This window comes from Varibaculum prostatecancerukia (genome assembly GCF_943169825.2).
GTDB classification, from domain to species: domain Bacteria; phylum Actinomycetota; class Actinomycetes; order Actinomycetales; family Actinomycetaceae; genus Varibaculum; species Varibaculum prostatecancerukia.
Genome location: NZ_OW968402.1, coordinates 1,808,472 through 1,829,250, shown reverse-complemented (window position 1 = coordinate 1,829,250; position 20,779 = coordinate 1,808,472). Strand labels below are relative to the sequence as shown.

The following is a 20,779-nucleotide window of genomic DNA, read 5'->3' as shown; positions in this document are numbered from 1 at the left end:
AAAAACCTGAAATTTTACTGCGGATTCGGGTGCATGGGGCAGTCTCTCGGATTTGCCGGTCTTCAGGCTAGCTTGCCCTGTGATTACGCGACTAGCTGGCATTTTAATCTGCCCCCAGGAAGTAAAAAACGAGGCAGCCCGCTTTAGGCTTTACAATAGCTAATTGGTTTAAGGTCATCGCAAATAGAAAGGTGAGAAGTGGGCGCGATTAAGGCAATGGTGTTTGACCTGGACGGCACTCTGACCCCCTCAAAGCAGGCAATGCAAGCGGGACTGGCTAGAGAATTTGCGCGCCTCACCCGCACTCTTCCCACCGGAGTAATCAGCGGGGGTTCTCTTCATCAGTTTTCAAGGCAGTTACTAATTCCCTTGCAGTCACAAGTATTTTCGCCGGAAAACTTGCATCTTATGCCCACTTGCGGCACCCGCTACTACCGATTTGAAAATGGCGATTGGCAGGCCAAATATGTCCTAGACATGGATCCCGATCTTGCTGGCAAAGCGAAAAAGGTGATTGAGGAGGTCGCTCGTTCCCTGGGATATTGGTGCGACAATCCGGTAGGGGAAATCATCGAGGATCGCGGCTCCCAGTTAACCTATTCAGCCCTCGGGCAGCAGGCAGGAAAAGCAGAAAAGGACGCTTGGGATCCTAGCGGGGAAAAACGGGCAGAAATTGCTTCCCGCGCGGGAAAGCTGTTGCCGGAACTGACCGTACTTTCAGGTGGTTCTACCTCGGTAGATATCACCATGAAAGGGATTGATAAAGCCTACGGGGTAGGGGAGTTCCTGGAGCAAACCGGGCTCCAACCCGCGCAGGTGCTATTTGTTGGGGATCGCCTTGACCCCGATGGAAACGACTACCCGGCGGTGCGCACCGGGGTGCAAACCCGCGCAACTTCCGGCCCCGGGCAAACCGAAGCAATTATTGCGCAAGTATTGGCTGGTTGAAATCCCGCGTGTTATCCGCTGGTTTTAGGGTGTGTCAGGCGGTTTTGGCAGGTTAAGGCGTACCGACTTGAGTAACTCCCGGGTAGTCCTTGAGGGTCTGCACTAGCTCAGCTACCCAGCGTTTCGCACCCTCTTGATCGGGGTGTACGCTGTCGGAGGCCAGATGCTCCCGGATAGTAGGAGCAACTTGATCCCACCTGACGACCAGGGTGTCTTTAGGGTGGGCGGCAGCGTAGGCAATCAAAGCGTCATTGGTTCTAAAAATCCAAGGTTCGCTGGCCGGACCAAAACCGGTAACCAAAACCAAGTGGTGGTCGGGTCCTAATGCTTGCCGCACTGGATCAATCTGCTCGGGTTTTAAGTCGGTATTGGTAGCCAAACTCAGCACCACCCAATGCCCCAATTGACCTGAATCTTTATACTGGTTAATCAGAGATACCGCCTTTGGCCAGGCGCGAGAAACCTCCGCATCAACCACAGCGCCCGGGAAAGCCGCCTGAATCTCGCCCTTAGAGGCAAGCATTACCGAATCGCCCAGGAAAGTTACATTGGCTTCCACCGGTTGAATTGGCAGGCCACGCGGTGAAGGAACAGGGGAGTTGCTAGAAGGCTTAGAGGGAGTCTCACTAACGGTAGCTTTAGCGGCTTCCCCCCGCTCTACTGCCTCTTGTGCGGAGGTTTTTGCCGGAGCCAACGCTACGCTAACGATAACTGCCGATACGAAAGTACAGATTGCCACCCACCGGCAAGCAGTAATAAGGGGGCGCTTCCTAATCGGGGCCATCCAGCGTTTCAAAGTCGGCAAGATTCCGCCTCTGCGCATCGGGTTTTCGATCCAGCGGTAAGTTGCGGCAGCTAAAAGTACCGAAAGTATGGTTACTACCAGGGCATTTATTAACGGATTTAGCAGAGGAGCGGCAGTACGAGCGATGACCAAGATTGGCCAATGCCACAGGTAGATGCCGTATGAGCGTTCTCCCAGCCAGACAAATGGTTTGCTGTCGAGCACCACAACCAGGGGAGACATTGCGGTTTTAGTGATGATTACTGGAGCTAAAACCGCTTGGATAACTAAAGCAGCAGCGAGACAAACTGACAGAGTCAGCCAAGGGTAGGTGTATTTTCCCTGGTCGGGAACGAGGTAGAAGCAAGCCAAGAGCACGAGAAAGCTAAGAATTCCGGCTAAACCGCGCAGTTGCGCCCCTTTGGCGGGGGAAGAAGCGCGAGATAGGGGCGATCGGACCGCAAACGCTAGCGCCGCTCCGATCATTAAACCGAAGGCGTGAGTATCCGATCCCATATAGGCACGATTCAAATCGTCGGGCGCTATTAATCCCATTAGGAAGGCTGACCCTGCCGCTAGAAGTAGTGCTGCCAGAACCTTGAGGGGGCGCGGAAGCAATACTAGCAACAGCACTACCAGTGGCCAGAACAGATAAAACTGCTGTTCTACCGCCAACGACCACATATTAGTGAACAAATCAGGATTGGACATGGTGAAATAGTTTTCACCCTTGAAAATCTTTAGCCAGTTATAGGTAAAGGTTAAAACCCCAGCGAGCTGGCTTTTTATCCCTACTAAGAGGTCGCGGGAAACGAAAAGTGCAATTATGGTGCAAGAAAAACCGGTAGCGGCAACTGCAGGTAGGAGGCGGCGGATTCGGCGCAACCAAAACCGCGTGATTCTTACCTTGCCGAATTTTTCGTAGTCTCGCACCAGTAAAGCGGTGATTAAAAACCCGGAGAGCACAAAGAATACGTCTACCCCTAGGAATCCTCCCGGCGCAGCCTCCGGCAACAAGTGGTAAAGCAAAACCGCGGCGCAGCCTACCGCGCGTAAACCATCCAGCCCCAAAATTCGGTAGCTGGCTTTAGGGGCTTGGCTATTGGAAGAAGCGGGTGGAGAAGCAGGAGCAGGAGGGGGAGGTGCAAGACGGTGGGGACCAGGATGGTTGGAAACGGCAAAAGCGGGTGCACCAGCACGTATGGGAGCAGATGTAGGAGGGGCGCCGGAAGCAGGAGTCATCTCGGGAGGCGGTGGCGGAACCGAGCTAATCATTACTTACTACCTTCATTGCCATATCTTTTTCTAATGCCAGGCGTTGTATCTATGTCCTATGTTCTCACGCTTATCCGCAGTAACGAAAAGTTATCTCTGCGGATCACTGCGAACGTATTGTTTAAATCTCTTGGAGGTGTAAGTTCTCTGGCCTCGTAAAACGTGCTTCAAGGACAGTTCTGAGAGATGTTTAGAGAGTTATCCCCAGCCAAGGATGTGACGCGTTTTCCCCAGCTGATTTTTCAGACATCGCTCCCGGGAAACGTAAGTGGAAATCTGCAAAATATGGAAACACAAAGAAAAAACAGCATTAAATACGTAAAAAATCATCAGATTTCCGGTCTCTCCTCCAGAATTAGTCCCGGGCGGCGGCGACGCACGCGGTTACGAAAACGGCTGGTTTTTGTGGGGGTGACTGCAGTAATAGCGGTTGCTTCCTCAGTGATAGTGGCCAGTGAACAGCAAATTTCCCAGGCAGCAGGGCCGAGTACAGTCTGGAAAAACTATGGAAATTCCGCCATACAACTAAATGCCCGCAAATCTACAGATGGCAGCAAGGTGGCAGTATGCGCCACGGATCGGCAGCTAAATTCGCCACGCAACCAATGGGTCAGCTATCAGGGAAGCCGATTGATTAGTGGTGGACAAGAATACCGCTCTAATGCACAAACATTTGAGATGAAACCGAAAGAGAAAGGCGAGACTGTGGTTTTTTCAGCTGGGCAGCAATACCGGGTTGCTTATCTGGTTGGAAAATTGCGTAGCGCTATCGACAAAGGAGACCCCGAACTTGCGGCAACCGTGTATGCGATTCATTCTCTATCAGGGCGCCTAACCTCTAAACAAAGCCCTTCGGACACGGTAAAACAGCGTGCTCAGCAACTGTTGATAGAGGCCTCCTCCTACGCTGGTCCCTATAGAATCAGTACTCCGGAAATAAAACTTGCTACTGGTTCTACCCAGGGAATCTTGCGCTTACCGGTGTTGCAAAGCGCTGCCGGGCAGCCCCTAACGGGGATAAATGAAACTGTTACCTTATCCGGGCCCGCACGTTTTTCCGACCAGAATCAAGAGAACACCTTTAAACTTTCCTCTAGCGAGAGCGTACAAGAGATTCCTCTAGAGGTAACCGCACCCGGGAAAGTGGGTGTGCAGGTGAAGGCGGACGGGCTTCCACCGGTTAGTTACGAGGTGTGGGAGCACCCGACTTGGCAAGATCTGCTGATTGCTGGCGCGCCCGCGCAAGTTGGCGTTAGTGCAGCTGCAGATGCGGAACCGCGTCAGTTCTTTAGCGTAAAAACTGAAACCCAATCGCAGATGCTTCCGCAAGAGCAAGGGGCTACCCTGAGCGATGAGATTACGGTAAAAGCTGAGGGAGAGTGGGGGAAGAAAACCGGAGAGGAGAGTTGGCAGACCGTGATGGTTGATTTGGCGGTTTACGGACCGTTCAGCTCTGCTCGCGGCCCCGGTGAGATCCCGCCGGAGGAAAAAGCGGTACAAACTTGGCAGATCCCCGCCACTCCGAAGAGTGCAGAAGAAGCTAAAGCTGGGGTTAGTATCTCTAATCAGAGCGAACCCTATAAAGCAGAAAAACCAGGGTTTTATACGTTTGTGGCGGCGGTTCAGCGCAGTTCGCAGCCCGAAGGCACCTATTTGAAATCAGACTATGTACCTGCTTTCTTTGAGGAAGCAGAAACTCAGGTAGTACCGTTTTCCCCTAAGGTAAAAACCCAGGCAAAAATAGTGCTTAGTGAAGACGATAAGATTTTAACTGACCAGGTAGAACTGAGTGGATTCCCAGAAGATCACCCCGATTTTACCGGCATTGGGAAATGGCAGGCAGACGAAAAGATTGTGCGCAATGACCTGTACTGTTTGCCGGAACCTATAAAAGATCAAGACGCGAAAGGCAAGAAACCCTTGGCCTCAATAGAAGTTCCCGCCAAGAACGGTACCTTTACGGTAGATAAAGACATAGACGGTAAACCGCTTAGTCTCAAGCGGTTGCCCTGCAAAGATACCTATGTGTTTGTGAGTTCCTATAAAGGTGACGCGCGTACCCAGCCTTTCCGCAGCTCAGAGACGGAAACTAGCGAACAATACTCACTGCCACCCGTGACTGTTCCTCCGGTGGTACAGACCGTGCTTTCCAAAACCGGTGGGAATTCCTCGCAGACGCTGGGGCTAGGTTTAGTGGCGCTAGGAGGTGGGGGTTTGCTACTTTCCTACCGGGCGCGTCGGAGATGAACTTAGAAACTGCGGGCATTGTCTCAGTGGGAAGCATCCCTGGCTAGAGAAATAACCATGCGCTCTAGCCAGGGCTGGTGGCTTGTTAGGCCAGGCGTGCATTAGAGTTGAAAGGGTGGCTGAGGCGAGCGAGACAAACCGGGAACGCGGCGATCAAGAAAATGACTTGATCCGACGCGGTGGTCAAGCACCCCTCGCGATCATGGCGGATCGGACTAGCGCAGTCCTAGTTGGGCAAGCCTGCGGTAATGCCCTGGGCGTTGGCTACGAATTCAAAACTCCGCCACTGGCAGGCACCCCGCGAATGTTAGGGGCTGAAGGGCGTCTAGCAGGCGGGGAATGGTCGGAAAATACCCAGCTAGCAATCTGTCTAGCTGAAGTGGCAGTAACCGGAATTGACCTCACCACGGAAGAAGGTCTAGATGCGATTGCCTCCCGCTATTTAGCCTGGTATCAGGGGGGTACTCGTAAAGTTGATGCCCCCACGCGGGTGGTATTGGAAACTACCGTTAACGATATTTCCAATGTGAATCCCGCGCGAAAAATACGTTCTGCTGCGGCCTATTTCCATATGCGCACCCGGCGTACCAACGGCTCTGGTCCACTTAGTCGTTGCGCTATTCTCGGGCTGACTCGTATAAAAGATCCGCAGTGGACGGCAGAATCGGTGCGGGCAGTCACCGAACTTACCCACGTGGATTCCCTGGCTAGCGAGGCGGCGATTATCTATGCGGAAGCGATTCGCCGCGCAGTCACCGACCCGCTCCCCGGTGATGAATCCTGGGCGAGCCGGATAAATCTGGGTAGCGGGATTGCCTTGCTTGCCTCTTCTCGCCGTGAGCAGTGGCGTGAATGGCTGCAACAGGCAGAAGAAACCTATTTCAAACCACCTCGTGACAACACCTATGCGGTTCCCGCCCTGCAGGCAGTTGCTGGAATCTTGCGGGCAGTTAAAATCGAGCACCGTGAAAACCCGCTCAGTGGGCAAGATGCATTTCGGAGGGCAGTGTCCCTAGCGGTCCAACTAGGTGGGGCAACCGATGCTATTGCCGGGCTAGTCGGGGCGCTGTTTGCTGCAGGGATCGGGCTGGCGCAAGTGCCTTCCGATCTGCAAAAGCGGCTTCACGGCTGGCCGGGACTCAAAGCCGATGCCTTGGCGGAAATGGGGGTAGGGGCTGCCTTGGCGGGGGTAGTAGGCACGCACGGGATGGCGCAAATGATCACCTCGGCAGCCTCGCTGACCGATCTAATCGCCGCCCACCCAGATGCCCAGTTAGATTCGGAAATCACTCCCGAACCCTAAGTGCCGGTGCCGCTAGCCGGGGTTCTAACGGATTCACCGGGAGAATTTAAAACGGGTTGGTTACTGAATCAGATTTTGATCAAAGTAAACCTTACCGGGGGTTAGGGAGCCTCCAAACATTTCCGGTACCGTAACCAAGGTGTATCCCTCGGAATGTAAATATTTGATTACCTCGGGTACCGCCTGGATAGTGGTGGGGTGAATATCATGCATCAGGATAATAGAACCCGGTTTTACCTGCTCTTTCACCTTCTGTAATACCGCATTCGGATCCCGATTCTTCCAATCTAAAGTGTCCACATCCCAAAGAACAGCTGCGTGTTGCAAAGATTCCAAGACCGAAATTACCCGAGGATTGAACGCTCCATAAGGCGGCCGAGTAAAAGTAACCTTGGCGTCCGGGGCAGCCTTGCTGATTGCCTCGACTGTAGAGTTGACTTCATTAACTATTCCTGCATCGGCAAGTTTTGTCAGTTCCGGGTGTGACCAGGTGTGTGCACCAATGGAATGTCCTTCCTTAACCTCGCGAGCAACAGTATCCGGATAGGTGGCGACCGACTTGCCCACTAAAAGGAAAGTAGCTGGAACCTTTTCGGCCTTTAAAATATCCAAAAGTTGCGGAGTGTCAGCTCCCGGCCCGTCGTCAAAAGTTAAAGCTACACATTTGGCTTCAGCGCAGTTCACTGGCTCCTGAGTGGGAGTGGTAGTGCTGGGGGTAGCGGTAGGAGTTTTGGATTTTCCAGGCGTCTTCTTTGGGGTAGGGCGGGTTGTTGAGGCAGCTGCTTTTTGGGATTTACCCGGGTTGTCTGCGGTTATCGCGTAACTGGCACCGCCGACAGCTGCTAACACCACTACCCCGACGACTACCGCAATAATTAGTTTCATGCGACGGGAAAAAGACAAAGCCACGATTTCTCCTAGTAGTAATAACCTATACGGTTATACTACCCGGTCTACATGACAGAGAGCATAACTAGAAAGCTGTCTCAGATAACTTGTAGGAGCCAGTGACTTTAGCCTTAGAGAGAGCGTAGTAGGCAGATGGTGCTAGCGGCAGCCAGCGCCCCGCAAACCGCGGCGTTACCGTGGTATACCTCTTGGCCTGCCGGGGAACAAAGGTCAGAAACACAGCGCACCGCCAAGAAGGAAGCCCCGGATAGGTAAGCCACTTGGGCTGCGGCGGCCGACTCCATTTCTGCGGCTAGAGCGAGAGGGAAAGCCGCGCGAACCTCACGGACATTGGCGTCAGTAATAAAAGAATCACCAGTCGCAATAGTGCCATAACGTGCCGGAACCCCCTCTAAGGAGCTCAATAGCGCGTCTTTTTCTCCATTTTCCCCCGCGGTTTCCAAGGCAGCCAGGTTAAGCCTAGTCTTTTCGCAGCTCTCGTCAGCCGAATCCTCCGTACCTAAGACGGGGCTCAAGAGGCTGCGGGCAGCGGAAACTAGCTTCTGAGTGCCCGGGTAACTGGCGGGCATCCCCGGTAACTGCCCGGGCGGATACCCAAAGGCGGTTGCGTCCACGTTATGGAAAACGTAGGTGTCACCGAAAATAACTTCCCCCACCTGGCTATCTGCGGCTAAGCCCCCGGCGGTTCCCGAGTAAAGCAGCTGTTTGGCTCCTAAAACTTCGATGGCAATAGTGGCTGCGCGGGCAGCATTAACTATCCCCACTCCGCTTTGTACCGCGAGCACACGCCCCGGGAGTTCTGGTAAATCCATAGGGTAAAACCGCAGTCCAGATAGTTCTTTAAGCGGGGGCGGCAACACTTTCTGGGGATCTGCAGGCGCATAGGAGGCGTCGGAGCGGTGCGCGAGGCATTCCTGTAGCCAAGAACGGCTCACCAATGGAGCTAGTTCGGTGGTTTCCGCGCAGATTACTACGGTGTCGTAACTGTTCATAATAGGTTTACTTCCTAAGCGTAGATCTGATTCCAGCTATCGCGTGCCGCTAAGAAACGTGCAGTAGCCTGCTGCGCTCCTTCCAGGCTGTGGTGCGCGCCCCATCCGCATTGCCGCTCATTTGCTGCGGGAACCTGGTCAGCGCGTTGAATATCTTCGAAAGTCAGCGCCAACAGCTGGGTGAACTCCTCCGGTTCCACCCCCAACATCAGGGCATAAAAGCCGGTTTGACAACCCATAGGTGAAAAATCAATCAACTTATCGGTGTGGTTGCGCATCAGCTCCGCAGTTAAATGCTCAATCGAATGCACCGTGTCCATTTCCAGGTGTTCCTGGTTCGGTTGGCAAAAACGTACATCATATTTGACCAGTTCATCGCCGCCAGGCAGTTGCTTGCGATCGGCCACCCGCACAAAGGGAGCCACCACCTTGGTGTGGTCAAGGTTGAAAGATTCCACGTTCATGCGCTCACTCATCGCCTGCTCCTTAATACGTAGCTGTTCTGGATACCACCTTATCGATATTCATTCGCCTGTGTGTGAGGGGCTAGGTTTTTCCTCCTGCAGTTTTCCGCGCGGAGCCTAGGTTTTTCCTCCCGCCCAAGAATTCGGAAAACGTAGCGGCGTTTTCCGAATTCTTATGCCCACCGCACCCACTCGGATAAAACCTAGGCTCCACGCTCGCTGGTACCGCCTACGTAAGGGTCGAGCTGTAAAAGATGCGAGAGGGGACACGCAAGCCAGCAGTATCTTCCTTAGTCGGAAACATACCTATTAATCTCTTGAGATAGTTCCCTATCCTCGCTTTTGCGAGGAAATCGGGGTCCCCCGAGCGCTTTTACTGCCCGACCCGCTAGGGAGGTAAAGTCCGACCGGGCGCGCGGACACTTGCGACACGCCGGGAAAAGTTTTTATCCACAATTTTGGTGGAACCGCTCACCAATCGTCTTGAAGGAGAAAATTGCTTAAAAAGCAGGCAGGTGCCGGGTAGCCAGCTAGTAGATTGATTAGGGTTGCGGGGTATCCCCAGAAATTCGCCTTCTTTCCACCGGTTATCCCCAAACACACTATCTTGGGGTACTAGCGTTAGCTGACTACTAGGTGTAGTGTTTAACTCACCGCCTGAATTTGGCGGCAGAAAAACTACAATGATGTTATTCTTTGAATAGCGCAGACGAAGAAAGCGAAATTAAGGAGCGCAGAAACATGTCGATCACCGTTTACTCTAAGCCCCGTTGTGTGCAGTGTGATGCGACTAAGCGCGCTTTAAAGAAGCAGAGCATTGCTTATGCGGAAGTTGATATGAGCCAGGATCCGGACGCTCTTGAGCACGTCAAGTCCCTGGGATTCGTACAGGCTCCGGTAGTGGTTGCCGATAATGATTCTTGGAGCGGATTCCGCCCCGACAAGATCAAGGCATTGGCAATTGCGGCTCGCGCAGTAGCTACTGCTTAAGGCAGGAACGCCCTCAAGAAATAAAAGATACCGCGCGAAGTACCTGACGCTAAGAGCGGGGAGTTCCGGCAGCGGTGACAGCGCGTCTGTGTAGGGACAGTTATTAGCGAAGATCGAGAGCAATAAGGCAGGTCAAAGGTGAGCGATTCGGAACCTCTGCTGGTCTATTTTTCTTCCGCGACTAATAACACTAAACGTTTCGTAGAGAAACTAGGATTTCGCAACAAAAGGATTCCGCTACGTCCTCGTGACCCCTTCCTCTATGTAAACGAGCCTTATGTGATTGTGGTGCCTACCTATGGGGGCGGAAATATCAAAGGCGCCGTACCTAAGCAGGTAATTAAGTTCTTAAATGAAAAGAGCAACCGCGATCACTGTGTAGGCATTATTGCCAGCGGAAACACCAACTTTGGCAAAGCGTATTGCATTGCCGGCGATATCCTCGCCCAAAAACTAAAAATCCCGTTTATGTACAAGTACGAACTCCTGGGAACCTCCCAGGACGTTGAGATATGCCGTAAAGGACTGAGTGAGTTTTGGCAGAAAATCTAACTGACACCGGAATAGAAACCGCCCCTTCCCCCGATCGGGACTATCACGCGTTGAACGCGGAGTTGAACCTGTATGACAAAGAGGGGAAAATCCAGTTCTGGGCGGATCGAGAGGCTGCCCGCCAGTATTTCCTGCAGCATGTAAACCAGAACACCGTGTTCTTCCATGACCTGGAAGAAAAGATGAGGTACCTGGTTAGCGAAGGTTATTACGAGCAGGAAGTCTTGGATCAATACCAGTTCCAGTTCGTTAAAGACCTGTTTAAAAGGGCATATGCCTATAAATTTCGGTTCCCCACTTTCCTGGGGGCATTCAAGTACTACACTTCCTACACCTTGAAAACTTTCGATGGTAAACGCTACCTGGAACGTTTCGAGGATCGGGTCTGTATGGTGGGGCTGTACCTGGCGCGCGGGGATGAAGAACTCGCCAAGCACCTGGTGGACGAGATTATGACCGGTCGTTTCCAGCCGGCTACCCCCACTTTCCTAAATGCGGGTAAAAAGGCTCGGGGGGAACTGGTTTCCTGTTTCTTGCTGCGCATCGAAGACAATATGGAATCCATCGCGCGTGGCATCAACTCTGCGCTGCAGCTTTCTAAACGGGGAGGCGGAGTCGCGCTGTCGCTCACTAACCTGCGGGAAGCGGGCGCCCCGATTAAGAAGATCGAGAATCAGTCCTCCGGGGTAGTTCCAGTGATGAAACTGCTAGAGGATTCGTTCTCTTATGCCAACCAGTTGGGGGCACGGCAAGGTGCGGGTGCAGTTTATCTCAATGCCCACCACCCTGACATCATGGAATTTTTGGATACCAAGCGGGAAAACGCGGACGAGAAAATCCGGATTAAATCCCTGTCTCTGGGAGTAGTAATCCCGGATATTACTTTCCACTTGGCACGCAATAAAGAGCCTATGTACCTGTTTAGCCCCTACGATGTAGAGCGGGTCTATGGCAAGCCGATGAGCGATATTTCTATCACCGAGCACTACCGGGAAATGGTAGAGGACGCGCGGATTCACAAGAAGAAGATTGACGCGCGCCGTTTCTTCCAGACTCTAGCCGAGATCCAGTTCGAGTCCGGCTATCCTTATATTGTTTACGAGGACACCGTTAACCGCGCTAACCCGATTAAGGGACGGATTTCTATGTCCAACCTGTGTTCGGAGATTCTGCAGGTCTCGGAAAAGAGCGAGTACAACGAAGACCTCACCTATGCGCAGGTGGGCAAAGATATTTCCTGTAACTTAGCTTCGCTAAATATTGCGAAGACTATGGATTCTCCGGACTTTTCTGCCACTATCGAAACCGCGATTCGCGGACTGACCAGCGTGTCTGACCTGTCAAATATTCGGGCGGTGCCTTCGATTGAGCGTGGTAACAGTATGAGCCACGCTATTGGTTTGGGTCAGATGAACCTGCATGGCTACCTGGCGCGGGAAAAAGTGTTCTACGGCAGCGAAGAAGCCCTGGATTTCACCAATATGTATTTCCTGACCGTGGCGTTCGAAGCGATTAAAGCCTCCTGCAAGATTGCGAAAGAACGCGGGGAACGCTTCGAAGGCTTCGAAGAATCCCAGTACTATTCCGGGCAGTACTTCGAGAAATACATTAACGGTGATTGGACTCCGAAGACCGAAAAATGCCGGGAACTGCTAGAAAAATCTTCGATTAAGGTGCCTACCAGCGAAGATTGGAAGAAACTGGCTGAAAAAGTCCGTGAACACGGGATGTATCACCAGAATCTGCAGGCGGTGCCGCCGACCGGGTCGATTTCCTATATCAATAACTCCACCTCCTCGATTCACCCGATTGTGGCCAAGATCGAGATTCGGAAAGAAGGCAAGATCGGGCGGGTCTATTATCCGGCGCCCTATATGACCAACGACAACCTGGAGTATTACCAGGATGCCTACGAGATTGGACCGGAAAAGATTATCGACACCTATGCGGTGGCCACCCAGCACGTAGACCAAGGGCTCAGCCTAACCTTGTTCTACCCGGACACGGTGACTACTCGCGAGGTAAACAAGAACTATATTTACGCTTGGCGCAAGGGAATCAAGACTCTTTACTATATGCGGCTGCGCCAGCATGCCTTGCAGGGAACCGAAGTCGAAGGCTGCGTATCCTGTATGCTCTAAGCAATGTTGGTTTAATTTAGGTAACCGCTATCTACCTGTGGATATGTACCCGAATTGAGGTAACTTATAGGGAGATACGCGGTAAATACAAAATAGTTAGGGCGCAAGGTAACCTTCCTTGCGCCCTAACTATTTATCTAGACTTCAGTAGCGCCCTAATCGCGCGCAACCACAGTGTTGGTGGCTTGGGCTACCGGGCGGATAATCACCCGATCGATATTCACGTGGGGAGGACGCGACAGGCACCAGCTGATTAAGTCAGCGATGTCTTCGGCGACTAGAGGCTCCGCAACCCCGCGATAGACCTGTTCAGCAGCCTCTTTAGATCCCAGACGGTTTAGGGAAAACTCTGCAGTTTTCACCATCCCGGGCGCGATTTCAATTAGTCGCACCGGCTCGCCCACCAGTTCTTGCCGCAAAGTCAGGGGAATCATCTGTTCGGCGTGCTTAGCAGCTACGTAGCCGCCGCCTCCCGGATAGGTGTCGAGAGCGGCGGTAGAGGTGACATACAGTAGGTCACCGCCATTTTCACGCAAGGAAGGCAGGGTGGCCTGGGTGACATTCAAGGCCGTGACCACGTTGATGCGATACATCTGCTGCCAGTCCGCTACTTTGCCATCTGCCACCGAATCAGTGCCGATAGCGCCACCAGCGTTATTGACTACCGCAGTCAGTGGCCCTTTCTTTAGCAGTTCAGCGACCATTTCATCAACCGCCTTACGGTCGGTTAAGTCGCAAGTGTAAAACTCGCAACCAGTTTCTTCCGCCAGTTTTTCTAGGCGTTCGCGCCGCCGTGCCACCGCGATAACTGCCCAGCCACTGGCACGCAGTTGCCGGACGGTCGCTTCTCCAATGCCGGTAGAAGCGCCGGTGACTAGGACGCGGGAGGAGGGACGGGGTTCAGGATAAGTAGGAATATTGCTCATATCCCTTATGATAACCAGAAATAGGTGGTTGCGGGAGTCGAACCGAAACCTAAAAGTCCCAGTCGTCGTCCTCGGTATCAACAATCTCCCCGATTACATAGGACGAGCCAGATCCCGAGAAGAAGTCGTGGTTTTCGTCTGCCGAAGGTGACAACGCCGCCAAAATCGCGGGGTTCACGTCAGTAGAGTCCGCGGGGAATAGCGCCTCGTATCCCAGGTTCATTAGGGCTTTATTGGCGTTGTAGCGCAGGAACTTCTTTACATCCTCGGTCAGCCCCAGAGGATCATAAAGATCCTCGGTATAGGATTCTTCGTTATCGTAAAGCTCTGACAGCAGGTCAAAGGTGTAGTCCTTGAGGTCCTCGCGCCGCTCCGGCGAAGACTCATTAACCGCCAACTGGTATTTATAACCAATGTAGTAGCCGTGGACTGCTTCATCCCGAATAATCAGGCGAATCAAATCCGCGGTATTAGTCAGCTTGGCATGCGCAGACCAATACATGGGGGCGTAGAAACCGGAATAGAACAGGAAAGACTCCAGCAGGGTAGACGCGACTTTGCGTTTTTCCGGGTCATCCCCCTGGTAGTAGTTCATGATGATATGCGCTTTACGCTGTAGATTCTCGTTTTCTTCACTCCAGCGGAACGACTCGTTAATCTCGGTAGTAGAAAGCAAGGTGGAGAAAATAGAAGAATATGATTTTGCGTGCACGCTCTCCATAAAGGCAATATTGGTGTAAACCGCCTCCTCGTGTGGGGTGCGGGCATCGGGAATCAGCGAAACCGCGCCCACCGTACCCTGCAGGGTATCCAGCAAGGTCAAACCGGTAAACACTCGGTTAGTCATCAGCTGTTCTTCCGGCTTCAGGGTTTTCCAGGAAGGTAAATCATTCGACAGCGGAATTTTTTCCGGCAACCAGAAGTTCCCCGTGAGCCGATCCCAAACTTCCTGATCTTTATCGTCCTGGATATCGTTCCAGTTGATTGCCTGGATTGTGTCAACCAGTTTCAGCTTGTCAGTCACGAAAATTTCCTTCCATTCTCTAAGTTTATTCGCGCAATCGGGGCAGACCCCGAAAATCTGCGCGTCACTTAGCTAGTCTACAAGGCAAACCTGAGTGCGGCATAGAATAGGGAACTATGCGGGATGCGGATGAGCTAATTCGGAAAACCAAATCATTAGATGGGCGCTCCTATGGCGGCTATAAACAGTTAATCGGACAATGGAGTTTCGGGGATTTTACTTTCTCTATTGACCGGGTGCAGTCCGACCCCTTTGCCCCGCCTTCGGCATGCCGGATATTAGTCCCGCTGGCTACCACCCAGATTCCCGCAGAGATTGCCGCTGACGAGTTGGGGCGGATAGCTGTCGGTGATTTCTTGGCGCGGCGAGCCCGCAAAGTTTTCGGGGCGAGGCGGTCGGGTGGGAAATCTGAGGCGCAACTGCGGATTGCGCCGGTCGGGCAAGAAATTCTGCCCCGCTCCTCGGTGATTCTTAGTGAGGACGGGCTGGAACTGCGGGTGCAGGTACCGTTTCCGGCGGCGGGACGGCGAATTTTAGGGCGTAACTTTGCTCGCTTCTTGGACTATGACCTGTGCGAACTGGTTTATAAAACCGTATGTTTCGGTGAGGACGACGGCCCGGATTTAGACGATCTCACCGGGCATATCCACACTTTAAAAGACCATGTGGCGCTGCAAAATATTCTTCATGAGCGCGGATGGGTGGCCTTCGTGGCTGACGGGGCACTGTTGGCCCGGGCCTCCGGAATCAGTGATTTACCGATGAATGATGCAGTTCCCTTCCGCCTTCCTGCGGTATTAGGTCAGGAAACCCCCTCGCCCCTGGTGCAAACCGTAGAGCTGCCCTATGCGGGGAAAATCTCGGGAATGGCGATCCCCGAAGGGATCACTGTGATTGTGGGCGGTGGTTATCACGGCAAATCCACGCTGCTAGAAGCCCTCGAGCGCGCGGTTTACCCCCATATTCCGGGGGATGGACGCGAACTGGTCGCCACTTTGCCAGACGCGGTAAAAGTGCGCGCCGAGGATGGGCGGGCAATAACGGCCACCGATATTTCCCTATTCATTGGTTCCCTTCCCGGAGGCGGAGACACTACGGCGTTCTTTACCGAAAATGCCTCAGGCTCAACCTCTCAAGCTGCGGCGATTACTGAAGCCATAGAGTGCGGTTCGCGGGCGCTGCTGATTGACGAGGATACCTCCGCCACCAATCTTTTACTCCGCGATAGCCGGATGCGGCAGCTGGTGCGCAGCGAGCCAATCATTCCCCTGGTCGACCGGGTAGGAGGCATCCGGGAAGAACTGGGAGTATCCACCATTATGGTGATGGGAGGCTCGGGAGATTTCCTGGATCTAGCTGACCAAGTGCTGCTGCTCGAAAACTATTTGCCCTACGATGCCACCGCCAAGGCGCACGAAGTGAGCAGCTCCGATAGCGCCGCCAGCAGTGCGGATAGCGTGGCTGCTCCCTGGCCGGATCCGGCAGTGAGGAAACGTTTGCTTCTAGCCTGCCCGCCTCCTGCCTCGGGGCGGCGCGAAAAAACCCGCGCCGAAGGTACCGCGACTTTGCGCTTGAACCACGAAGAAATCGATATTTCCGCCCTTGCTCAAGTGGTTGATCCCGGGCAAGCAGAAGCCATCGCCTATGCCGTCCGCGCTTTGGTCACTGACGCCACCGGCAAGGAAAGCATTGCGGATGCGTGTGCCCGCTTCGCCGCTGAGTTCGCGTCCTCCAGTTGGCAGGCTTTCTCAGCCGGACGCTACCCGGCGTTCCTGGCCGCGCCCCGCCTCCAAGACATTTTCGCGGCTCTTAGTCGCTATCGCCGCCTAAAATCCCGCTCTGTCTAAGTCTCCCGTTAATTCCCCCGCAGATGTCGGGTCGCGGTCGGTAAAAGTGCTCGGTTGAGCGCGGGGGAGAAGTTTTTCCTCCTGCCCAAGAATTCGGAAAACGTAGCGGCGTTTTCCGAATTCTTATGCCCACCGCACCTACTCGGATAAAACTTCTCCCCCACGCATAAGGGTCGGGCGGTAAAAGATGCGAGAGGGGGCTTGAGCCGAGCGAAGCGAGGGTCACCGGGGTCCCCCGAGCGCTTTTACCACCCGACCCGCAACGAGGTGTTAGATAAAGCTCAGATGGCTAGGGCGGGGGCGGGCTATTTGGCTTGGTGCTGCTGGGCGGCTGCCAGTTCCCGGCGGCGACGGTCAGCGAACTCGGCGCGGATTTTCGCGTTACGAGGACTGCGGCGCACCAGGAGCGATACCGCGGCGATGACCGCAATCCACAGCAGACTGGCCAACATGGCATACAGGGTAGCGGGATCGAGGGCGAGGACGAACACCATCGCAACAATAAAGACACTGATCACCGCGATAGATAGATATCCGCCGGGCATGGCAAATATCGATGCTTCATGCTTTTGGGGCAGGCGGCGGCGGAACTCCACGTAGGCGGCCACTATCATTACCCACACGAACATGAATAACACCGCCGCTACCGAGGTTACCAGGGTAAATGCTTCCATTACCGTGCCTCCTACTGCCATTAACGCAATAGAAGTCAGCAGGAATAGGCAGGTGACAACCAAGGCATTTAAAGGTACGGAGCGGCGGGAAAGTTTCCGGAAAATTTTCGGTGCGTCACTGCGCAGCGCCATCGCGTACATCATTCGAGAGGTGGAATAAACTCCCGAGTTACACGAAGAGGCTGCCGAAGTCATTACCACCAGGTTCACTAGCGAAGCCGCAAACACCAACCCCACCAGGGAAAATAGTCCCACGAAGGGGGAGGATTCGGGGTCGAGAGAATCCCAAGGAGTCACCGACATGATAGCTGCCAGCGCCAAAACATAGAACAGTAATACCCGTAGCGGAATCGAGTTAATCGCTTTGGGCAGAGATTTTTCCGGGTCCTTGGTTTCGGCTGCGGTGGTACCTACCAGTTCGATTCCTACGAAACTAAAAATTGCTAGCTGGAATCCCCCTAGGAACCCCGAAAAACCATTCGGGAAAAAACCGGAGCCGGTAACTCCCGGATGTGACCACAGGTTGGTGATAGTGGCGCGCTGACCATCGGGGGAGGTAAACCCGATAATCACCATCACCGCTCCGCAGCAGATCAGCGCGATAATCGCCACGATCTTTATCATCGAGAACCAAAACTCGGTTTCCCCGAAAGCCTTTACGGTGAGGGCGTTAAGGAAGAACAACAATGCCACGGTACCAATCGCGGGAATCCAGCGTGGCAGGTCAGGCCACCAAAAATTGAAGTAACCGGCAATCGCAATAACTTCGGCAGTACCGGTAACTATCCAACACAGCCAATATGTCCATCCCACTACGAAACCGGCGCCTGGTCCCAATAGGTCGGTAATGAAATCAGCGAAGGTACCGTACTTATGATTGGAAACCAGTAGTTCCCCCATACACCGCATTACCAGGTATAACACTGCCCCGATAATGGCATAAACTACCAGCACCGAAGGGCCTGCCAGGTGAATAGTACGCCCGGATCCCATAAAAAGTCCGGTTCCAATCGCTCCACCAATCGCGATTAACTGGATATGCCGATTCGAAAGGTTGCGTTGCAACCCTCCCGAATGCTTATTGATAATGTCCTCAACCTCGACTGGTTTTTTCGGCATTGGCGTTCCCTTATCGATCGCTTTTCGTTTCCTCGATTTTAAGCGCTAAACCTCAAAACTAAGCAAACCGCACCTATGCGCGCGTGATTAGCTTTTCCTCCGGTATTGGGTCTGGCTCGGTAAAAGCGCTCGTTCCGCGAGGGAGTAGATTCTCCCTCCTGCCCAAGAATTCGGAAAACGTAGCGGCGTTTTCCGAATTCTTATGCCCACCGCGCCCACTCGGAAAAATCTACTCCCTCGCTAGGGACACAGTTGGTACGAGACTCACGCGAGGTACGCAACTAGCGTGCAGGGGCGGATTTATGCCGCAGGGTAGGCTTCGGTCCTTAAATCCGTGAAAATGCCAGAGCATTTTCCGGATTTCGGGGCGCGAGGTAAAATCCGCCCCTGTGCGCGGACGTCTACAGGAGGGAAAACCTAGCCTCGGCATTTATGCGAGTGTGCGCGAAGACAAGTCGCTATCGAGGTTGAGGACATTCAGTGACGGGAACTAGGAAATCTCGGAGAGGACTTCTAGGAGCACTGGGGTTACCCGCTCGATAACTTCGATAGTGTCGGCAAATTCGCGTTCCCCTCCGTACCAGGGATCGGGAACTTCCATATCGCTCGGGCTAGCCTCGGGATCAAATTCACGGTAGAGGCGGACTTTACTTTCATCGGCGCCCCAACGCTGCGCTAGCCGGGTTAGGGCGCGTTTATGGCCGCTGGTCATAGCCAGTAGCAGATCAAAATCCTGGAAATCATTACGATTAATCTGGCGGGCATAGTGGTCGGGCACTAGCCACCCGTGCTCTTCGAGGATGTGTACCGCGCGATAATCCGGGGGGTTACCGTGTTCTTCATCGGAAACGCCGACCGAGTCGAAAACCAGATTATCTAGTATCTCTTCTTCAGCCTTCTGGGCGGCAACTGCCTGCGCCATGACTGAACGGCAAATATTGCCGGTACATACGAACAATACCCGGGTCAAGGGGATTCCTTTCGCTAGCCAGTTAATGGTTGTCTATATCTGTAGTCGCTGATATCTGCTTTACCAGGAGCTTTCTACCGGGGCGCCCTCTTTATAGCCGGAGGCGCTTTGAATTCCGACGATTGCTTTTTCCCGGAACTCTGCCTGGTTAGCCGCGCCCGCATAGGTAAAGGAGGAGCGTACGCCTGCCAGGATCTGGTCGATTAGGTTTTCTACCCCGGGACGAGCCGGATCCAGATACATCCTTGAGGTAGAGATTCCTTCTTCGAACAGTTCTTTGCGGGCGCGTTCAAAGCCGCGGGAGGTGGCGTTACGGTTGCGAACTGCCCGGCGGGAAGCCATCCCAAAGTTTTCTTTATAGGGGCGTCCGTCCGCATCGCGCACAATGTCGCCAGGTGATTCGTGAGTGCCGGCGAACCAGGAACCGACCATCACGTTAGAGGCTCCGGCTGCCAGCGCTAGGGCCACGTCACGGGGGTGCCGTACGCCTCCATCGGCCCAAACGTGTTTCCCGAGTTCGTGGGCTCTGCTGGCGCATTCGAGAACCGCGGAGAACTGGGGACGTCCCACACCGGTAGCCATCCGGGTGGTACACATTGCGCCCGGCCCGATACCAACTTTTAAAATGTCGGCACCGGCAGCAGCCAGTTCGGATACCGCGTCTGCGGTAACCACGTTTCCGGCCACGATCGGTACTTCCACTCCGGTAGCACGTACTGCCTGCAAAGCCCGGATGGTTCTGTCTTGATAACCGTGCGCGGTATCGACTACCAGCACATCTACGCCCGCTTCCACCAGCTGACAGGCACGTCCAGCCACGTCACCGTTGATTCCGACCGCTGCCGCTACCCGCAGTTTGCCGTTTTTATCGGTATTGGGGGTGTAGATAGAGGAACGGACTGCGCCCGGAGCGGTCATTACTCCTACCAGGCGTCCCTGTTCATCAACTACCGCGCCCAGCCCGAGGTGTTCTTCGGCTAGCTGGCGGTAAGCGTCCTCGGGACCGGTCCCTTCCGGCAAGAGCAGGGTGTGGGTATCCATCACCGTATGTAGCTGGGCAAAGTGATCCACTCCGGCCAAAGCCGATTCGGGAACCACTCCGATGGGATGGTTTTCCTCATCAACTACCAGCACTGCGCGATGGGAGCGCTTGGAAATCAGAGAAAGCGCGGCTGACACTGTGTCGTGGGGACCGAGTACCACCGGAGTGTCATAGACGGTGTGGCAGGCTTTTACCTTGGCCACAGTCTTGGCGATGATATCGCCGGGAACATCTTGTGGCAGGGTGACCAGTCCTCCGCGGCGAGAAACCGTTTCCGCCATCCGTTTGCCGGCAACTGCCGTCATATTCGCGACGATAATCGGCACGGTGGTTCCGGTGCCGTCGTCAGAAGATAAGTCCACGTCAAAGCGAGAGGCGATTGCCGAACGGGACGGAACCATAAACACATCGTCATAGGTCAGCTCATACGGGGCTGACATTCCATTTAAAAAGCGCACGGCTACTCAGCTTAGTGCAAAGGAAGCAAAAGGGGGAGGGGTTTACGGCTGGCAGCAGATTTTTGAGGGCGAGGGCGCGCTATTTTTCCAGGTGGAGGCGGTGGGGAGAGCAGA

General features: G+C 53.8%; 16 protein-coding genes. 7 read left to right on the top strand and 9 right to left on the bottom strand.

Going from position 1 to position 20,779, the window contains the following annotated elements; translation table 11 throughout:
• Positions 1 to 198: 198 nt before the first annotated feature.
• Positions 199 to 948 carry an HAD-IIB family hydrolase gene (locus KO216_RS07905; RefSeq protein WP_251452000.1) on the top strand — a complete coding sequence of 250 codons (750 nt, stop codon included), beginning with the start codon at positions 199 to 201 and terminating at the stop codon, positions 946 to 948.
• 52 nt (positions 949 to 1,000) lie between these two features.
• On the opposite strand, the gene KO216_RS07900 is transcribed toward KO216_RS07905, so the two are convergent.
• Positions 1,001 to 3,007, bottom strand: coding sequence for an acyltransferase family protein (locus tag KO216_RS07900; protein ID WP_215523679.1), 2,007 nt, complete (start codon positions 3,005 to 3,007; stop codon positions 1,001 to 1,003).
• 285 nt (positions 3,008 to 3,292) lie between these two features.
• Between KO216_RS07900 and KO216_RS07895 the strand changes: the two genes are divergently transcribed.
• Positions 3,293 to 5,254 (top strand): hypothetical protein, encoded by a 1,962-nt coding sequence (locus tag KO216_RS07895; RefSeq protein WP_215523678.1) that lies wholly within the window; start codon positions 3,293 to 3,295, stop codon positions 5,252 to 5,254.
• Positions 5,255 to 5,369: 115 nt separating this feature from the next.
• Positions 5,370 to 6,557, top strand: a complete 1,188-nt coding sequence (locus KO216_RS07890) for an ADP-ribosylglycohydrolase family protein (protein ID WP_215523677.1) — start codon at positions 5,370 to 5,372, stop codon at positions 6,555 to 6,557.
• Between the two features lie 60 nt (positions 6,558 to 6,617).
• Here KO216_RS07890 and KO216_RS07885 read toward each other — a convergent pair whose 3' ends face one another.
• From KO216_RS07885 to KO216_RS07875, 3 genes are all read right to left on the bottom strand, one after another.
• The gene (locus tag KO216_RS07885) at positions 6,618 to 7,466 is read right to left on the bottom strand and encodes a polysaccharide deacetylase family protein (RefSeq protein ID WP_215523676.1); all 849 of its coding nucleotides are present in this window, start codon (positions 7,464 to 7,466) and stop codon (positions 6,618 to 6,620) included.
• Positions 7,467 to 7,576: 110 nt separating this feature from the next.
• Complete coding sequence (locus KO216_RS07880; RefSeq protein ID WP_215523675.1) at positions 7,577 to 8,458, bottom strand: 5'-methylthioadenosine/S-adenosylhomocysteine nucleosidase; 882 nt, start codon at positions 8,456 to 8,458, stop codon at positions 7,577 to 7,579.
• 14 nt (positions 8,459 to 8,472) lie between these two features.
• Positions 8,473 to 8,934 (bottom strand): S-ribosylhomocysteine lyase, encoded by a 462-nt coding sequence (locus tag KO216_RS07875; protein WP_251451997.1) that lies wholly within the window; start codon positions 8,932 to 8,934, stop codon positions 8,473 to 8,475.
• Positions 8,935 to 9,663: 729 nt separating this feature from the next.
• Here KO216_RS07875 and nrdH point away from each other — a divergent pair.
• The 3 genes from nrdH to nrdE all read left to right on the top strand — a co-directional run bounded on the left by nrdH (position 9,664) and on the right by nrdE (position 12,605).
• A complete protein-coding gene (gene nrdH, locus KO216_RS07870) occupies positions 9,664 to 9,912 on the top strand; it encodes a glutaredoxin-like protein NrdH (RefSeq protein ID WP_215523674.1) in 249 nt (82 codons plus the stop codon).
• A 138-nt stretch (positions 9,913 to 10,050) separates the two neighbouring features.
• Complete coding sequence (nrdI, locus tag KO216_RS07865) at positions 10,051 to 10,464, top strand: class Ib ribonucleoside-diphosphate reductase assembly flavoprotein NrdI (RefSeq protein WP_215523673.1); 414 nt, start codon at positions 10,051 to 10,053, stop codon at positions 10,462 to 10,464.
• Entirely contained in the window at positions 10,449 to 12,605 is a 2,157-nt protein-coding gene (nrdE, locus tag KO216_RS07860; RefSeq protein WP_215523672.1) for a class 1b ribonucleoside-diphosphate reductase subunit alpha, read from the top strand. The genes nrdI and nrdE overlap by 16 nt, the downstream gene beginning before the upstream one ends.
• A gap of 155 nt (positions 12,606 to 12,760) precedes the next feature.
• Here nrdE and KO216_RS07855 read toward each other — a convergent pair whose 3' ends face one another.
• Positions 12,761 to 13,531: an SDR family oxidoreductase gene (locus KO216_RS07855; protein ID WP_215523671.1), complete on the bottom strand. Its 771-nt coding sequence runs from the start codon at positions 13,529 to 13,531 to the stop codon at positions 12,761 to 12,763.
• Positions 13,532 to 13,580: 49 nt separating this feature from the next.
• The gene (gene nrdF, locus KO216_RS07850; protein ID WP_215523670.1) at positions 13,581 to 14,555 is read right to left on the bottom strand and encodes a class 1b ribonucleoside-diphosphate reductase subunit beta; all 975 of its coding nucleotides are present in this window, start codon (positions 14,553 to 14,555) and stop codon (positions 13,581 to 13,583) included.
• Between the two features lie 116 nt (positions 14,556 to 14,671).
• Here nrdF and KO216_RS07845 point away from each other — a divergent pair, with 116 nt between their 5' ends.
• On the top strand, positions 14,672 to 16,402 hold the full coding sequence (locus tag KO216_RS07845) for an ABC-ATPase domain-containing protein (RefSeq protein ID WP_215523669.1): 1,731 nt from the start codon (positions 14,672 to 14,674) through the stop codon (positions 16,400 to 16,402).
• A gap of 305 nt (positions 16,403 to 16,707) precedes the next feature.
• On the opposite strand, the gene KO216_RS07840 is transcribed toward KO216_RS07845, so the two are convergent.
• The 3 genes from KO216_RS07840 to KO216_RS07830 form a co-directional block, all read right to left on the bottom strand.
• Positions 16,708 to 18,195 (bottom strand): amino acid permease, encoded by a 1,488-nt coding sequence (locus tag KO216_RS07840; RefSeq protein WP_215523668.1) that lies wholly within the window; start codon positions 18,193 to 18,195, stop codon positions 16,708 to 16,710.
• A gap of 490 nt (positions 18,196 to 18,685) precedes the next feature.
• Positions 18,686 to 19,165: a low molecular weight protein-tyrosine-phosphatase gene (locus KO216_RS07835; protein ID WP_215523667.1), complete on the bottom strand. Its 480-nt coding sequence runs from the start codon at positions 19,163 to 19,165 to the stop codon at positions 18,686 to 18,688.
• A gap of 60 nt (positions 19,166 to 19,225) precedes the next feature.
• The gene (locus tag KO216_RS07830; RefSeq protein ID WP_251451994.1) at positions 19,226 to 20,647 is read right to left on the bottom strand and encodes a GuaB1 family IMP dehydrogenase-related protein; all 1,422 of its coding nucleotides are present in this window, start codon (positions 20,645 to 20,647) and stop codon (positions 19,226 to 19,228) included.
• Between the last annotated feature and the right edge of the window lie 132 nt (positions 20,648 to 20,779).

Coding starts and splice junctions, on each gene's coding strand:
- KO216_RS07895 (WP_215523678.1), top strand. CDS start 3,293: ATGGAAACACAAAGAAAAAACAGCATTAAATACGTAAAAAATCATCAG.
- KO216_RS07855 (WP_215523671.1), bottom strand. CDS start 13,531: ATGAGCAATATTCCTACTTATCCTGAACCCCGTCCCTCCTCCCGCGTC.
- KO216_RS07900 (WP_215523679.1), bottom strand. CDS start 3,007: ATGATTAGCTCGGTTCCGCCACCGCCTCCCGAGATGACTCCTGCTTCC.
- KO216_RS07880 (WP_215523675.1), bottom strand. CDS start 8,458: ATGAACAGTTACGACACCGTAGTAATCTGCGCGGAAACCACCGAACTA.
- KO216_RS07875 (WP_251451997.1), bottom strand. CDS start 8,934: ATGAGTGAGCGCATGAACGTGGAATCTTTCAACCTTGACCACACCAAG.
- KO216_RS07830 (WP_251451994.1), bottom strand. CDS start 20,647: ATGTCAGCCCCGTATGAGCTGACCTATGACGATGTGTTTATGGTTCCG.
- KO216_RS07845 (WP_215523669.1), top strand. CDS start 14,672: ATGCGGGATGCGGATGAGCTAATTCGGAAAACCAAATCATTAGATGGG.
- nrdH (WP_215523674.1), top strand. CDS start 9,664: ATGTCGATCACCGTTTACTCTAAGCCCCGTTGTGTGCAGTGTGATGCG.
- KO216_RS07840 (WP_215523668.1), bottom strand. CDS start 18,195: ATGCCGAAAAAACCAGTCGAGGTTGAGGACATTATCAATAAGCATTCG.